The organism is Winogradskyella psychrotolerans RS-3 (assembly GCF_000427335.1).
GTDB lineage: Bacteria > Bacteroidota > Bacteroidia > Flavobacteriales > Flavobacteriaceae > Winogradskyella > Winogradskyella psychrotolerans.
Map to the genome: position 1 here is coordinate 80203 of NZ_ATMR01000206.1, position 15781 is coordinate 95983.

Consider the following 15781-nt stretch of genomic DNA (forward strand, 5'->3'; position numbering starts at 1 on the left):
CAGATTGGTTAACCAATTATTAATTAGGGTTCTATGAAATTGAAATATGTGTTAGTCTCTTTAGTGTTCATAATACTTCTTTTTGGGTGTTCTGAAACGGATGCTGATGTTAGTGATGATGTAGTAGATTTGGACGACGATGGAGGTTCTGAAGGTGATGATGATCCAATAACATATGCTGATATCGATTTTTCTAATTGGAAAGTGACACTTCCAGTAGATGAAAATAATAATGGTAGCCCAGACGAATATCAACCCTCTGATTTAATAAATGGAGCTTACAGAACAAACGCTGCAATATCACTATACATGTACGATGATATTACTGATGCTTCCATTGAGTTTTATACCTTTCCAGAGATAGCAACGACGAATAGTTCGTATTCTAGAACAGAATTAAGAGAGTTAATTAACCCCTCAAATTCAAGAGAAAATTGGACATTAGCAGAAGGTGGTCAAATGACAGGGCGATTAAAATTAATTGATATTTCTGAAGACTCAGAAAGCAGTAGTCAATATCATAAAACGATTGTGATGCAAATTCATGGCATTATTTCTATTGAAGACATGGAAATTCATGGATTTTCTTCTAATAATGGTCCACCTTTAATTAAAATCTATTGGAAAGATGGCTATATATGGTCTCATAAAAAATCACTTATAGATGAAAGTACGTCTGGCGATGATTTATTAGAAACGTCGAGCGCTACTTGGGAAGATATTAAAGATAATATGGGTTATGTTGGTTTTGAAGAATTTGAATTTAGAATTACCGCATCAGATGCCAAATTAGAATTACAGCTTAATGATAATGAGCCTTTGGTTTATCAAGATATAAGTTTAGATAAATGGCCTTATGAAAATTATTTCAAGGCAGGTAATTATTTGGGCTCAACAGCAGAAGGAGCTTTTTCAAAAGTGAAATATTACGAACTCGAGGTTACGCATTAAATTATAAAAGAATATATAATGAAGAAATATCTATTTGCAATCAGTTTATTAGTTCTGTTTTCGTCTTGTAATGAGATTATAAAAACAAGTAAAGCATCGGGACAATTAATTTCTAACGCTACAGAATTAAATGAGGCGATAAAAAATGCGCAACCAGGTGATAATATTGTTTTGAAAAATGGAGTTTGGAAAGATGTTGAAATAAAATTTACAGGACAAGGAACTAAAGACAATCCTATAACTATTAAAGCAGAAACCGAAGGCAAAGTGTTTATTGAAGGGGTTTCAAATCTCGCTTTTGGTGGTGCATATTTAGAAGTTAATGGTTTACATTTTAGAAACGGATATTCACCATCCGAAAATGTAATAGCTTTTAGATTAGACAAAAATACGATAGCAAATAACTGTAAAGTAACCAATTGTGTTATTGTAGACTTCAATAAACTTCAACGCGATGATGATGATCTTTGGGTTCAGTTTTACGGAAGACATAACGAGTTGAGCCATAGTTATCTGGCCGGAAAAACAAACGGTGGCCCAACAGTTAGAGTCGATTTAAAAGGAGTAGAAAGCATTAGAAATTATCATAAAATTATAAATAACCATTTTGGACCTCGACCTAGAAAAGGTGGAGCAAGAGGTGAAACGATTCAGTTAGGAAGTAGTTTTACATCTATGAGTCCTAGCAATACAACCATTGCAAATAACTTGTTTGAAGAATGTAATGGAGAGGTTGAAATCATTTCTAGTAAAACGAACTTCAACGAAATTAAAAACAATGTATTCTATAAAAGTGAAGGTTCTGTAGTAACGCGACATGGAAACTATGTTACTATCGATGGGAACTATTTTATTGGTGATGGCGTAAATGAACAATATGGAGGTATTCGTATTATAAACACAGGACATTGGGTGACCAATAATTATTTTTTCAACCTAAAAGGAAAAAGCTTTAGAAGTCCGTTGGCTGTTATGAATGGAATTCCAAAATCACCATTAAATCGTTACAACCAAGTCACAGATTTGGTTGTTGCTTATAACACATTTGTAAATTGTAGTTCGCCATGGCAATTTGGAGTAGGAACAAACATTGCGCAAGCAGATGTGTTGCCAGAGTCCGAAATTCGTTCTGCAAGAGCAATTAGAACCACTGTTGCTAATAACGTTGTTTATAATGAGAAAGGTTTGGAAAGTATTGTTGTTGAAAATGACAAAGCAGATGGTGTCACTTTTAAAAACAATATTGTAGATAATCAAGGTGTGACATTTAAGGACTTTGATGGTGGCATTATTCCTGCTGATTTAGAGTTGAAAAAAGTATCTGATAATATTTTGCTTCCAACCGGGCTTCCAAGTGACGTAGAACCTTTTAACGGTTTTGATTTTAACACTATTGAAAACGACTTATTTGGCAACTCTAGAAAAGATAGTAAAAGTATTGGTGCCGTTGTAGGTGTCGATTTTAAGAATCCTAACATTTTAGATAAATCAAAATATGGAGCGTCTTGGTATTCTAACGAAATTGAAACTGTAGATGCGGTAACGCATACGGTAACTAAAGCCGAAGATTTACAAACTACAATTGATGCTGCTAATAATGGAGATATTATCGCTATAGCGGAAGGGGATTATGCTATTTTAAAATCTTTAGTTATTACTAAAACACTTACTATCCAGTCGGAAGGGAAAACACAACTTGTTTTTTCTGGTGAAGCAAATACACCATTATTTTCATTACAACCTAAAGGAAAACTAACCGTAAACAACTTGATTTTAAAAGGGAATGGTTCTAATTATGCTTTTGCAAGTTTAAAAGAGAATATGTCTAATCATTTCGGATTAACGGTTTCTAACACAGAAATAAGTGATTTCGATTATGTTTTAAGAGCGTACAAACAATCCTTTTCTGAACGTGTAACTTTTGAAAACTCATCTATTTCAAATTGTGAAAATGGCATAGAATTATCAGAAGAAACAAATGATAGAGGAGATTACAATACCGAATATTTAACCATTAACAATTGTAATTTCAATAACGTAAAACAAAATGTTGTCGATTATTATAGAGGTGGTTATGATGAGTCAACTATTGGAGGAAATCTTTTAATCGCTAATAGCACATTTACGAATTGTGGTGCAAAAGAGAAAAACAAAAGATTATTAAATCATAATGGTATTGTGAATGTAACGATTACGAATAACACATTTAAAAATAATCCTGTTCAATTTGTATCTATTCTTTGGGGAGCAAAAAATAATTCGGCATCAGATAACACAGTAACTAATTCAGGACAAATTAAGACCGAAGAAAACTTAGTGATGACACTGATGTATTAATTAATGTATTCCTGCGCAGGCAAGGATTTCATAAAACGCTTAAAATGAAAAAATCAATATTTACAATTTTTACACTTTTACTAATCGTTGGATGTAAAAATAATACCGAAACGAATCCAGAAGTAACGGTTGAAAACGAAACAGAACAAGAGGCAAAATACCCAAGTGATGTCATTCCGTTTATGGACAAATGGAAAATTCTTTTAGGAGATGGAACCTACGTGGATGATTTAGTAGACTACCAAAAAGACGATTTCTTTTATGTTGAAAATGATGGCAAAACGGATTGGGTTGTCTATAAAACACCAAATTCTGGTATTACTTCAAGAACATCGAGTAACACAAGAACAGAACTTGGTGAAAAAGCACATTGGATTCCAGAAACTGGCGGAAAACTAACAGGAACATTAAAAGTGCAACATGTTTCTACAACTGGAAATGCCGATGTGGCATCCTCGTATTCTGTGGTTGTCGGACAAATTCATAGTGATGAAGGCCATGAAAACGAACCCTTAAAAATCTACTATAAAAAATTCCCGGGTCATACGAAAGGTTCTGTGTTTTGGAATTATGAAATAAATACAGAAGGTGATAACTCTGGTAGATTTGATTTTTCAACAGCAGTTTGGGGCTATGATTTTTCAGTGGTTGGAGATGATGAAACGACTAGTCCTGCAGAACCAGAAGATGGTATTGCATTAGGTGAAGAATTTAGCTATGAAGTCAATGTTTATAAGGGTATTATGTGTTTAACCTTTACAAGCGAAGGACACGAGACCATAACGTTTACTAAAAGTTTAATAGAATCAGACTTTGCTACAAAAGCAGATATTCCGCAACAGATTATTGATAATTATGCGTCAAGACGAACTGTGGGTGTAGAAAGAGAAATTGCTTATGCTGGTGAAATAAATTATTTCAAACAAGGGGCTTATAATCAGGCTAACGGTAAATCTACCAAGTCTGAAACGTATGATGGTGATATAGAAAAACAATATGCCAACGGAAGTTATGCTGAGGTTTGGTTTAAATCGGCAACTGTAGGTTCAGCAACACCACCTAATTAATAAAACAAACTTAAATTGAAGCAAGTCATATTTGTAATAGGAGTTTCGGGATGTGGAAAAAGCACTATTGGAAAATTACTTGCGGAAGAATTAGATCTTCCCTTTTTTGATGGAGACGATTTTCATCCAAAAGCTAACATTAAAAAGATGTCTAGTGGACTGCCTTTAAATGATGATGATAGACAAGGCTGGTTAAAAACATTGAATGATTTAGCTAAAAAGCAATTGACTAAAAACAGTTGCGTCATAGTCTGTTCTGCATTAAAGGAAAAGTATAGAGACATTTTAAGTTTGGATATTGAAGCAGAAACAAAATGGGTATATCTAAGAGGAGATTTTAATCAAATTTATAATAGAGTGAATCGAAGGCGTAATCACTTTATGCCTTCAGAATTATTGAAATCGCAGTTTGATACTTTGGAAGAACCAAAAGATGCCATTCAAATTGATATTAGCTTAACGCCAGAAAGCATTATAAAAACTTTAAAACACAAATTAATGGACAAGTCAGAATTTGGATTATTTGGTTTAGGAGTTATGGGAAAAAGCCTATGCAGAAACTTGGCTAATAACGGATTCAAGATTGCAATGTTTAATAGGCATGTGGATGGTGTTGAGGTCGATATTGCTAAAGATTTTAAAGCTAAATTTCCTGAATTATCTCAATCTGAAGCTTTCGATGATATTGCAGCTTTTGTAAACGCATTGCAACAACCAAGACGCATTATGCTCATGGTGAATGCAGGAAAAACAATAGACTACGTTATTGAAGATTTACTACCACATTTATCTGAAAATGATATTTTAATTGATGGCGGAAATTCTAACTATGTAAACACAAAAGAGCGTGTTGATTATTTAAAAACCAAAGGCATTCATTTTATAGGAGCTGGAGTTTCTGGAGGTGAGGAAGGGGCATTAAAAGGACCATCCATAATGCCAAGTGGTGATCTTAAGGCCTATAAAAGCGTGCAACCTTTTCTAGAAAAAATAGCGGCTAAAGATAAAAATGGCTTACCATGTTGTACCTATGTTGGACCAGAAGGCAGTGGTCATTTTATAAAAATGGTACATAATGGAGTGGAGTATGTAGAAATGCAATTGTTAGCCGAGGTCGCTACTATTTTAGAAGCTTTAGGTCAAATTCCAGATGACATCGCTAATACTTTTGAGACTTGGAAGTCTACAGCAAATAGTTACTTGTTAGAAATAACAGCTGATATTTTTAGAAAAAAGGAAGGTGACGATTGGTTGGTCAATAAAATTTTAGACAAGGCCGGAAATAAAGGAACAGGAAATTGGACCACTATGGCTTCAGCGGAACTCGGTGTACCAAGTACATTAATCGCTTCTGCTTTATTTTCACGATATATTTCTTTTTACAAAGAAGAACGAGTTCAATTAAATCAGAATTTTGAACACTCAAGAACTTCTGAATTAAATCTAACTACAAATGACATTTTAGAGGCGTATCAGTTTGCTAGAATTATAAATCATTATCAAGGTTTTAAACTGATTTCAGAAGCTTCAAATACATTTTCATGGGATCTAAATCTTAGTGAAATTGCTAGAATCTGGACAAACGGTTGCATCATTAGATCTGCTTTAATGGAAGATTTGGTTGACATATTTAAAGACACAACCAACATCTTAACAAATTCAAAGCTAATCGATCTTGTGAATCAATACAGACCTTCAGTAAAAAAGGTGGTTTCTCAATGTGTACTTAATGACATAACAACTCCTGCTTTAGGAGAAGCTATTCAGTTTTTAAACGGAATTACAACATCATATGCGTCTGCAAATATCATTCAGGCACAACGCGATTATTTTGGTGCGCATACGTATCAAAGATTGGATGATGATTCTGGAAAAAATCATCACACCAATTGGAATTAGACACGAGCAACTAACAATCAAAAACCAATACATTATTCATATGGAAGCAACCACACCAAAAAAATCATTTTTCAAAAAAATCATTGCTATCATATTAGGGTTTGGTCCAGGGATATTTGCGATTGGTTATACTATTGGTACAGGTAGTGTAACGTCTATGATTGTTGCAGGTAGTAAATTCAATATGCAATTATTGTGGGTGCTTTTAATAAGTTGTATTTTTTCGGGAATTTTAATGTTTGCTTACGGGAATTATGCTTTGCTTACTGGTGAAACCGCGCTTTTTGGATTTAAAAAACATTTTAAATTCGGTAAAGTTTTAGCTATTGCGATTATTATTGGTATTACGTTCGGACAATGGAACTCACTAATGGGAATCTTAGGAATTTCATCCAATATAATTTTTGAAATATTAGCGGTGAATTTTGAAGGATTATCGGCGTACAAATATGAAACCGTACTCATCACAGCAATTGTTATTATTGTGATTTTCTACTTGTTAATGTTGGTTGGTAAGTACACGTTTTTCGAGAAAATATTGGTCATTTTTGTAACCTTAATGGGAATGTCTTTTGTGCTTTCCTTGTGCTTTGTACAACCTCTTACAATAGATGTTGTAAAAGGATTACTACCAACAATTCCAGATGTGCCAGGTGGTCAAATGCTAGTGGCAGCCTTTGTGGGAACGACGATGGCTTCTGCGACATTCTTATCACGACCATTATTTGTTAAGGGTAAAGGCTGGACGATTAAAAACTTAGGGCAACAAAAAAGAGATTCAATTACAGCAGCTGTTTTAATATTTATTATTAGTGGAGTTATTATGGCTGTAGCGGCTGGGGCTTTGTATTATCAAGGTAAAGAAGTTACCCAAGTTTTAGATATGGCAAATACTTTAGAACCCGTTGCAGGAAAATGGGCTGTTACTATTTTCTTTTTTGGCGCATTAAGTGCAGGCTTATCATCTATTTTTCCTTGTTTATTAATTGCACCTTTGTTGATCGCAGATTACCAATCGGGTGAATTAGATACCAATTCCAAACAATTTAGAATTATAACTTTTATAGCTTGTTTAGTGGCTTTAATTGGTCCTGCGTTTGGAGCAAATCCTATTGAAATTCAAATTCTATCCCAAGTCTTTAATGTGTTTGTATTGCCAATAGTAATACTCGGCATCATCCTTATGCTAAGTAATAAAAAAGTCATGAAAGATTATAAAACGAGCCTAGGAGTTTACATCGGATTATATGCCGCCTTGTTCTTTTCTCTAGTGATTTCATATAATGGCGTCATAGCACTTTTAGACTATTTCTAATAATTAAGATTAAAAACTAATGACTTTAAATAATTTAAACATGAATAAAAAACATATCCCATCAGTAGCAACATTGATACTTTTTAGTTTCTTTTTAATTCTAAATAGCTGTAAAAATGAAGTGAAAGAACCTGTTGAAAAAGAAGTTGAAAAAACTGTTTACGCAAGCGACGTTATTCCATTTTTTGATGACTGGAAATTGATTTTAGGTGATGGCTCAAATGCAGGTATTGCTAATAATTTTGAAAACAAAGATTTCTTTTACACGGTAAATGACGGTAATAGTGATTGGGTTGTTTTTAAAACTCCAAATGGTGGAGATACCCATGGTACTTCTAATAACACGAGAACTGAATTAGCGCAAACAAAAAAATGGTATCCAAAAACGGCTAATGATGAATTAACAGCAACACTTAAAGTAATGAATGTTTCGGCTACAGGTGATGCTCGTGTAGCAGCCTCGCATGCCGTTGTTGTAGGGCAGATTCATAGTGCTGACGCTTTTGAAAATGAACCTCTTAAAATATTTTATAAAAAATTCCCAGGTCATACTAAAGGTTCGGTGTTTTGGCATTATGAAATTAATACCGCAGGTGATGATAATTCTAAACGATGGGATTATTCTTCAGCTGTTTGGGGTAATGACTTTGCTGTTGTTGGTGATTCAGTTAACACATATCCAGAAGAACCTAAAGATGGTATTGCTTTAGGTGAAGAATTTAGCTATGAAGTGAAAGTAGAAAAGGGAATTATGACTTTGAATTTTTCTAGTGAAGGTCATGAAACCAAAACGTTTACAAAAAACTTACTTGAATCAGAATACACAACGACCGAAGATATTCCCGAGCAAACGCAAAAGTTATTTGTTCCAATCGGTCAAGATGGAGTAGAGCGTAAAAGTGCCTACGCTGGTGAAGGTTGTTTTTTTAAGCTTGGTGCTTACAATCAAACTAACGGAAAATCGCCAGAAGTAAATAGAAATTGGTGCTCTGGTGCTGAAACACATAATGGAGATATCCAAAAACAATATGCAGATGGAAACTATGCTGAGGTATGGTTTAAAAAAGGAAGTATTTCAATAAGTGAAGATGCCGTTTCTAACGAGGGCTATTTTACTAAAAACGATTAAATCAATTAATACAAGACGATTATGAACAATAATAAATTAGCTGGTAAAAATATTCTTATTACAGCTGGCGCACAAGGTATTGGAGAAGCGATTACAAAGCATTTTATAGATAGTGGTTCTAATGTTGCTATTCACTATTTTTCTAGTGCTGATACGGCGAATCAATTAGTAGCATACGCGCATAGTAAAGGTGTAAAAGCAATTGCAATATCTGGTGACTTAACAAAAGAATCCGATGCGAATGCCATGGTTAAAAAGACTGTAGAAATTTTAGGAAGTTTAGATATACTGATCAACAATGCAGGTTCACTTGTGGCTCGTAAAATGCTGAATGAAATGGAGACTGAATTTTGGCATAAGGTTATGGATATAAACCTTACCTCTATGATGTTTGTAACACGAGCAGCAGCTCCATATTTAGCAAAACAGGATAACAGTAGTATTGTTAATTTAGCTTCACTTGCAGGACGTAAAGGTGGTCATCCAGGATCATTAGTGTATTCTACCAGTAAAGGGGCGATTCTAACATTTACACGTGCCTTGTCTACAGAATTGGGAGCACAGGGTACGCGAGTTAACGCTGTTGCTCCAGGTCTTATTCTTGGGACGTCATTTCATAACACACATACAACAAAGGAATCAGCGGCTGCAACAACAGCTGGTATTCCAATCCAACGCGCAGGTAATGCGGATGATGTCGCTCGTGCGGTTTTATTTTTAGCGTCCGAATACGATGGATTTATTACAGGTGCTACTTTAGATATCAATGGTGGTGTCTACAATATGTAATGCTTATCATGAACGAAGAATTAACTTTTAGCTAAGAGTTGAATTATTTTAAATTAACAAATATCAGTATATTGGTAAACCAATTTGGTGAGTCAATTCAAAAACGCCTTTCTTATGAATTTTTCATGGTCTAAATTATTTCAATTTGTTTTAGTAGGTATGGTTGTTATGTCTTGCAAAGAAGAAAATACATCTGCTATAGAACATACGACTGAAACACCCACAATACAAGAGCATCCTAAACTTATACTTACGGCACAAGGCGTCAAAGATATTAGAGCCCAATTGGGTGATATTCCAATTTTTGATAATACTTTAAAAGCAGTTCAAGAGGAAATAGATGCAGAAATTGCTTTAGGTATTGATACACCAATTCCTGTAGATTATTCTGGTGGTTATACGCATGTACGTCATAAAAGTAACATGATAATGATGCAAAAAGCAGCTGTTTTGTATCAAATTTTAGATGACGAAAAATATGCCAAATATGTAAAAGACATGTTAATGCAATATGAAGCGATGTATAAAACATTGCCACTACATCCAAAAACAAGATCCTACGCAAGAGGTAAATTATTCTGGCAATGTTTAAACGATTCTAACTGGTTAGTGTATGTGAGTCAGGCTTATGATTGTGTCTATAACTATTTATCTGAAGACGAACGCAACACGTTAGAAACTAATTTATTTAAACCCTTTGCAGATCATATTTCAATAGACAGTCCGCAATTTTTACCAAAGAGTACATAACCATAGTACATGGGGAAATGCTGCAGTTGGTATGATTGGTTTAGTAATGGATGACCAAGAGTTAATCGATCGTGCTTTGTATGGTATTAAAGGTTTAAAGTTAGATACAAATAAAAAAGATGATGATGGTGGCTTTTTAAATAAAGACGGTAAAGCGGGTTTTTTAGCCAATATAGAAGAGCCGTTTTCACCAGATGGTTATTATAACGAAGGCCCATATTACCAACGTTACGCGATGTATCCGTTTTTAATTTTTGCTGAAGGATTACATAACGTAAAGCCAGAATTAAAAATATTTGAATATAAAGAAGGTGTATTGCTGAAATCTATAAATGCCTTATTAAATTTATCGGATGCAGATGGTGATTTCTTTCCGCTTAACGATGGTCAAAAAGGCATGTCTTATTACAATGATGCTTTAGTTACAGCAGTAGATATTTCATATCATTTTGGAACACAAGATCCAGGTTTGTTAAGTATAGCTAAAGAACAGAATAAAGTCTTATTGGATGATTCTGGTTTGGCTGTTGCACTAGGAATAAAAAATGGAAACGAAGAACCATTCAACAAAAAATCAATTAATTTATCGGATGGACCAAAAGGAACACAAGGCGGTGTCGCTATTTTGCGACAAGACGATATAGAGCTTGTTTTTAAATATGCTGCACAAGGTTCTAGTCATGGTCATTATGATAAGTTGTCGTATTCATTGTATGAAAAAGGAGAAGAAATCCTTCAAGATTACGGTTTAGCACGATTTGTAAATATCGAACAAAAAGGTGGTGGCAATTACCTAAAGGAAAACAAAACGTGGGCTAAACAAACTATTGCACATAATACGGTGACACAAAATGAAACTTCTCATTTTAATGGGAAGTATGAAGTTGGAAGTCAACATCATTCGGTTTTAAACTATTTTTCTTCAGAAAATGAAAAGGTACAAGTTGCAAGTGCAAAAGAAGTAAATGCATATCCCGGAACCGAAATGCTTCGTACCATGGCAATCCTAAAAGATGAAGATTTTGAAAAGCCGTATATGTTAGATATCATGAAGGTGACATCAGATAAAGCAAATCAATATGATTTTCCTTATTATTTTTTAGGGCAAGTTGTAGAAACAAACTTCGAATATCAAACACCTAAATCATTAAACCCTTTAGGAACCAAAAATGGCTATCAACATCTGTTTGTTGAAGGAACAGCAAAAGCGCCCAGTGATAATAGTCAATTGTCTTGGTTAAATAAAGGGAAGTTTTACAGCTTAACTTCGGTTACCAATACAAATGATGAGTTGCTCTTTACTAGAATTGGAGCAAACGATCCAGGATTTAATTTAAGACGCGAAGCAGCATTAATGTTGAGACGGAAAAACACTAAAAATACCCTTTTTGTTTCAGTTATAGAATCGCACGGAAGTTACAGTCCGGTTTCAGAATCTGCAGTAAACTCAAACAGTAATATTGCAGCATTAAAAGTAGTTTTAGATACTGACGCTTACACAGCAATACAAATCACTAATATAAATGGTAATGTAAAACTGTTTATAACGGCAAATACAGAGACTTCAAAAGAAAAAAACATACTATAAAAATTAACGATAAGAACTACGAATGGTCAGGTTCTTATTATTTCAAATAAAATAAAACTATAACACATATGAAAAGATTTAGTGAAAAGTACGTTATCACAAAAGACATGCAATGGGAAGAACTTGGTGGAGGAGTATCCAGAAAGTTCTTAGGTTATGATAACCAAATTATGATGGTACAAGTAAAATTTGAAAAAGGAGCATTAGGGTCTCCTCACCAACATTTTCACACTCAAGCTACCTACTGTGTTTCGGGTAAATTTGAATTTGAAATTGATGGAGAAAAGCAAATTGTTGAAGCGGGAGACGGAGTATATATAGAACCTAATTTATTGCATAGTGCAGTTTGTTTAGAAGAAGGGATGCTAATTGATACATTTAGTCCTGTAAGAGAAGATTTCTTAAGTGGAGGTGCAGTATCTTATTTTGGGGATAAGTCCTAAGTCAAAAAATCAGCTAGTCTTTACTAGAGGTTAAAAAAAAACAGCTTTACTCCATTATGGAGATTCTGTTTTATATTCCACCTCACGTATTATCTAAAGCAGCTTGTACCGTCCGTGGGTACGCTAAAAAATGTCTTTAGTCCTATACGTGAGGGTTTTACGAAATAGTAGTTAAATTCTTACAATTAAAGTTAATATTTGCTATTTTAACTCAATCCTTTGCTATTTTAACATATAAACTTTACGAAAACGTTGTAATTAACAAATATTTATATATATTTGGTAAACCAATCTGGTCAACCAATTTGGTTAACCAAGCAGCAACACAAAAATTTTATCAATTTAATTGTGTTTAAGTATACCTATTTTTATAGGGATAATAAGGTAACGATAAAGGACTAACAAATTTAATCTAAACAATGAATTATGAATTTAAAAGTTAAACTTACTACAATTGTTGCACTACTCTTTAGTGTAATGATTTTTGCTCAAGATAGCTATACCTTAACAGGTACGGTGACTTCCGCAGTTGATAATATGCCCATACCTGGTGCAAACATTATTATTATAAAAACAACTAGAGGTGCAACTACCGATTTTGATGGTAATTATCAATTAGAGGTAAGTAAAGGTGATGTTGTTCAGTTTTCATATGTTGGTTATGTAACGCAAACTGTAATCATTGATGCTCAAACAACATATAATGTTCAATTAGTTGAAGATGCTAATACATTAGAAGAAGTTGTTGTTGTGGGTTATGGTACACAAAAGAAAAGTCATTTAACTGGTGCAATATCTAAAGTTAAAAATGAAAACTTAGACCAAATTGCAGTAGCTCGTGTAGACGATGCTTTAATTGGTCAGGTTTCAGGTGTTAATATTCAAGCGACTTCAGCGGAAGCTGGTGCTGCTCCGACCATTACTATTAGAGGTTTTGGATCTATAGCTGCTGACTCTGGGCCAGCTGTAGTAGTAGACGGAATTGTAGTAAGTTCTGATTTTCTTGGTTCTTTAAATATGAATGATGTAGAATCTTTTGAAGTATTAAAAGATGCAGCCTCTGCAGCTATTTATGGTAGTGAAGGTGCTAATGGTGTTATTTTGATTACAACTAAAAGTGGTAAGGAAGGGAAAACAAGATTTAGTTATGACACTTACACAGGGTTTAAAGAAGCTCATGAAAGTGAAGATTATAAGAAGAGTGTGTCTGGTTGGGCTGCTCAAGAAATGGCTGCTACAGGTGAACTTTCTAATACAACCAAATACGCACAATTATTAGTAGAAACGCTTGGTGTTGATAGAGATTGGCAAGAAATATTTTTTGATGGAGGAACCATTACTAGTCATTCTTTTTCTGCAAGAGGTGGTACTAAAGATACAAAATTCAGTTCGTCACTTAGCTTTCTTGAAGATGAAGGTGTTGTAATCACTGATAACTACAAGTTATTAACAGGAAGATTAAAATTAGACACTAAATTATCGAAAAATCTTAGATTTGGAATTAATGTGACTCCTTCGTATTCAAAACGTAGAGCATTACCTACTTCTATCCACAACCCATTAAGACAATCTCCTTGGTTGCCTATATACCATACAGCAGAGTCGCTTCAGTTTACTGATCCAGCTGCCAACATCCAGGTAGGTGACTATTTTGCAGAGGATGATTTAATTAATTTAGATGTAGATCCTACGGATAGTTTTGGTTCAAGTAGACCACGTACAACAGGGGATTCAAATCCTTATGCACAGTATGTAGAAAGAGAACACTATGAGTATAATACAAAATTATTAGGTTCTACTTATTTAGAATATGAAATTATTGATGGTCTTAAAGCAAAAACATCACTTGGTGTAACTTTAGATTTTCGTAAAAGAACAAGATGGGATGGTACAAAACACCACTCAGGTGGAGCAGGTAGAGCAGCTTATAGTTTAGAGAATAGGTTTAGATCTAGAATAATTTCAGATAACACATTAAATTATAGTAAAACAATTGGTGATCACGATTTTGATGTGTTAGCAGGTTTTTCTGTGCAGTCTAGAAATTCTGAACTAAGTTCTAGTGAAGGTAGTGGGTATGCTAATGATTTACTTAAAAACTTAGAGGGTGCAACTTTGTTTACTGAGCCTGTAGAAATAAACCTAGCACAAAGAAAGATCGGTTATTTTGCTAGAGTTAACTACGCGTATGCTAATAAGTATTTATTATCGGCTTCGTTTAGACGTGATGGTAGTTCTGTTTTCGGAATAGACTCTAAATGGGGTAATTTCCCTGCGATATCTGTTGGTTGGAATGTTTCGAAAGAAGATTTCTTAGTCGATAGTGGTTTTTTAAATAATTTAAAATTTAGATTTAGTTATGGTCTTACAGGAAGTGAGAATTTTGATACAGGAAACGATATTACTGACGTCTGGCCTTACTTAGCATTGTTAGATAATAATAATGCCATTACTGAAGGTGGGGTTACTGCTGGTGTTTCCGCTCTTAATATTGCAAATGCATTATTACAATGGGAAGCTTCAGAAGAGTACAATCCTGGAGTAGACTTCGCAATACTAAATAATAGAATATCTGGATCGGTTGATTATTACAAAAGAACAAGTGATAAATTACTTTTAGAAAATCCTGTATCTTATGTTTCTGGGTTTAATTCGGGTATCGTAAATTTAGGTAAAGTAGAGAATAGTGGATGGGAATTTGAGTTAAGAACAAAGAATATCGCTAAAGAGAATTTTAGCTGGAGTACTACTGTTATAGCATCAACAAACAAAAATAAATTGTTAGATATGGGTGATTCAGACGGAGCACTATTAGAAGATACTTTTGGCAGAAACTCTCAATGGATTAACTCTGTTGGAAGTCCATTATCATCATTCTATGGTTATGTTGTAGATGAAGAATTAGGGATTGAGTATTATGATTCTCCATGGATTCCAATTAATGGTAGATCAGAAGATGTTATCGTTAAGGATTTAAACGGTGATGGTATAATTACTGATGAGGATAAGACAATACTTGGTGATCCATACCCAGACATCGTATGGAGTATGACAAATGAATTTAAAATTGGTGATTTTGATTTTTCTTTCATGATTCAAGGAAGTCAAGGAGCGCAAGTTAAGAATATTGGGGATCAGTATTTTGGGACAGATTGGACAGGTGCTACTACAAGTCCACAAGCAGTTGTTGATGCTGGTGTTATATCTCATACATCATTTCTTCAACAAAGAGTTCATACCAATGACGTAGTTCAAAGTGCAGGCTATTTTTCTTTGAGAAATATAAACCTTGGATATACATTACCAGATAGTATAGTATCTAAAATAGGTATGGAAAAACTAAGAGTTTACGCAACAGCACAAAACCTAGTTTACATTACATCTGATGAGTATCATGGTTTCAACCCAGAGTTTGTAGATGATGCCAACCCTAGACAATACGGAGCTCAAAGAGGTGGTACACCAATATTTAAAACCTTATCACTTGGTTTAAACGTTAATTTTTAATTATAA

General features: G+C 34.0%; 11 protein-coding genes. All 11 read left to right on the plus strand.

Annotated features, from left to right (window positions below):
* Positions 1–33 precede the first annotated feature (33 nt).
* The 11 genes from ADIWIN_RS18465 to ADIWIN_RS18510 all read left to right on the plus strand — a co-directional run bounded on the left by ADIWIN_RS18465 (position 34) and on the right by ADIWIN_RS18510 (position 15775).
* The gene (locus tag ADIWIN_RS18465) at positions 34–951 is read left to right on the plus strand and encodes a polysaccharide lyase family 7 protein (protein ID WP_020898040.1); all 918 of its coding nucleotides are present in this window, start codon (positions 34–36) and stop codon (positions 949–951) included.
* An 18-nt stretch (positions 952–969) separates the two neighbouring features.
* Entirely contained in the window at positions 970–3288 is a 2319-nt protein-coding gene (locus ADIWIN_RS18470) for a chondroitinase-B domain-containing protein (protein ID WP_020898041.1), read from the plus strand.
* A 44-nt stretch (positions 3289–3332) separates the two neighbouring features.
* Positions 3333–4355 (plus strand): polysaccharide lyase family 7 protein, encoded by a 1023-nt coding sequence (locus ADIWIN_RS18475; protein WP_020898042.1) that lies wholly within the window; start codon positions 3333–3335, stop codon positions 4353–4355.
* A gap of 15 nt (positions 4356–4370) precedes the next feature.
* The gene (gnd, locus tag ADIWIN_RS18480) at positions 4371–6254 is read left to right on the plus strand and encodes an NADP-dependent phosphogluconate dehydrogenase (protein ID WP_020898043.1); all 1884 of its coding nucleotides are present in this window, start codon (positions 4371–4373) and stop codon (positions 6252–6254) included.
* Entirely contained in the window at positions 6217–7569 is a 1353-nt protein-coding gene (locus ADIWIN_RS18485; protein WP_235047147.1) for an Nramp family divalent metal transporter, read from the plus strand. The genes gnd and ADIWIN_RS18485 overlap by 38 nt, the downstream gene beginning before the upstream one ends.
* 40 nt (positions 7570–7609) lie before the next feature.
* On the plus strand, positions 7610–8698 hold the full coding sequence (locus ADIWIN_RS18490) for a polysaccharide lyase family 7 protein (RefSeq protein WP_040757730.1): 1089 nt from the start codon (positions 7610–7612) through the stop codon (positions 8696–8698).
* A 21-nt stretch (positions 8699–8719) separates the two neighbouring features.
* The gene (locus ADIWIN_RS18495) at positions 8720–9487 is read left to right on the plus strand and encodes an SDR family NAD(P)-dependent oxidoreductase (protein WP_020898046.1); all 768 of its coding nucleotides are present in this window, start codon (positions 8720–8722) and stop codon (positions 9485–9487) included.
* 114 nt (positions 9488–9601) lie between these two features.
* A complete protein-coding gene (locus ADIWIN_RS22020) occupies positions 9602–10237 on the plus strand; it encodes a DUF4962 domain-containing protein (protein WP_020898047.1) in 636 nt (211 codons plus the stop codon).
* Positions 10238–10268: 31 nt separating this feature from the next.
* A complete protein-coding gene (locus tag ADIWIN_RS18500; protein ID WP_020898048.1) occupies positions 10269–11825 on the plus strand; it encodes a heparinase II/III family protein in 1557 nt (518 codons plus the stop codon).
* A gap of 68 nt (positions 11826–11893) precedes the next feature.
* A complete protein-coding gene (locus ADIWIN_RS18505; RefSeq protein ID WP_020898049.1) occupies positions 11894–12268 on the plus strand; it encodes a cupin domain-containing protein in 375 nt (124 codons plus the stop codon).
* Positions 12269–12694: 426 nt separating this feature from the next.
* Positions 12695–15775, plus strand: a complete 3081-nt coding sequence (locus ADIWIN_RS18510) for a SusC/RagA family TonB-linked outer membrane protein (RefSeq protein ID WP_020898050.1) — start codon at positions 12695–12697, stop codon at positions 15773–15775.
* Positions 15776–15781: the final 6 nt, after the last annotated feature.